The organism is Companilactobacillus zhongbaensis (genome assembly GCF_003946515.1).
GTDB lineage: Bacteria > Bacillota > Bacilli > Lactobacillales > Lactobacillaceae > Companilactobacillus > Companilactobacillus zhongbaensis.
This window is the reverse complement of the sequence record NZ_RHOM01000071.1, coordinates 1-1,561: the sequence shown is the minus strand read 5'-3', so window position 1 is coordinate 1,561 and position 1,561 is coordinate 1. Positions and strand designations below refer to the sequence as shown.

Genomic DNA, 1,561 nt, shown 5'->3' with positions numbered 1-1,561 from the left:
CTAAAGGTTGAAAGCACGAAAATAGCCCTCAACTCATTCGTATGTTGAGGTTGGGTACAATCAAATAGTTTTTTAACATCATGAAGCATTATCCAAGAGCCTGATCAGGCGATTGGGTAATGCTTTTATAAATTCGTCAAAAATATCATCTAGAACTGATGAATCCATATTGAAATTCTTTACTAGACCATTTATAGTCCTTATCAACCAATTTAAAGCGTCAGTTATATCAATATCCGGCAAACTTCGCCCATAATCGTAAAAAATATCTCCAAGGGTTCGCTCATCAATGTTCTCTCGTTGACTTAATGCCAATATGTCGTATCCAAGGGCAACTATTGCTAGATGGCCACATAATCCGTCATAACTTTGTGTTTGTGTTTTATCAAATTGAAGATATTGCTTGGCTACCTTAAAATAACTTTCGATTTGCCAGCGTCTTCCATACATTTGGATGATCTGTTCAGGTCTTAAACTGACTTGGGTTGTAGCCAATACTAGATATTTGTTCTTATCTGCTCGATTCGTTACAAATACTAGTTTTACTGGCATCTGATGTCCATCTATGTCGAAACTTACCATGGAACTATATAGATATTTTGTCTTAGTTGACCATTTTGAACGACGAAGAGTGTTATATAAAGTCTTAACATCCATTTGACGACCGCGATAACGAAAATAAACCTTCTTAGTTTTCTTTAACATTCCAATACCAGATAAGCCACGGTCAAGTAATTCATAAAACATCCGTGGTGAAGAATACCAACTATCGAAAAGGGCATACTTAGCCTTTATTCCGCTTTTCAAAGATGCATCGATCAATTCTAGTGCAACATCATTCATCTTCCGCATAGCCTGAGCTCGTCTCTGATAGGCCAATGATCGTTTATCAAACTGCTTAAAAATACCCAGTTGATTCTTCTTATTTGATGATGACATCAAAGCAAAATTGAGGGGCAAGAAAGTATTCCCGTCACTCCAACCAACAGTAAGAGCACGAAAACCTTTGAAATAAGTTTGTTTATCGTGATCGAATACTCGGGCTAACATTTCTGTATTATTCGAGAATTCACGTTTAAATAGAGAATCGTCCACGATAAGTGCTTGTCTTCTCCGCGGATCCGTAAAGCGTTCAACATATGTGATCAAATGTATTGCAAGAAGTTGTACCAGTCTTTGCCAGTTCGTCCTAGGATCATTCAAACAGTTACGAACAGTTTTCTTAGTGAACAAGTGACTTTCTTCAGCCCTAAACAAAGAATATCTATTAAGAGTGGCAGTCAATAGCCACTCTAAGAGAACATAAACCTTGATACCTTTGGACTTTTTAATATTTGAAGTTCTCAAAATATCCGATAAGTGTACCAATTTGGAAAAACGGATAAAAGAATGATGAATTGTAGTAGTTGATTGTTGTAAAATAGACATGGACATGAATACTCCTTTGTAATTGGTTTCGACGCCTTAATTATAATGATATGAGTAAGCTCATGTCTATTTTTATACAATAAAATCCCGGTATGCCGGGGTTATTTTGTTATATTCATCTTTCAACCTTTAG

At 36.1% G+C, this 1,561-nt stretch carries 1 protein-coding gene; it reads right to left on the bottom strand.

Annotation, left to right across the window (positions count from 1 at the left end; translation table 11 throughout):
* Nucleotides 1-78: 78 nt before the first annotated feature.
* Nucleotides 79-1,428: an IS4 family transposase gene (locus EKM69_RS12175; protein WP_125711379.1), complete on the bottom strand. Its 1,350-nt coding sequence runs from the start codon at nucleotides 1,426-1,428 to the stop codon at nucleotides 79-81.
* Nucleotides 1,429-1,561: the final 133 nt, after the last annotated feature.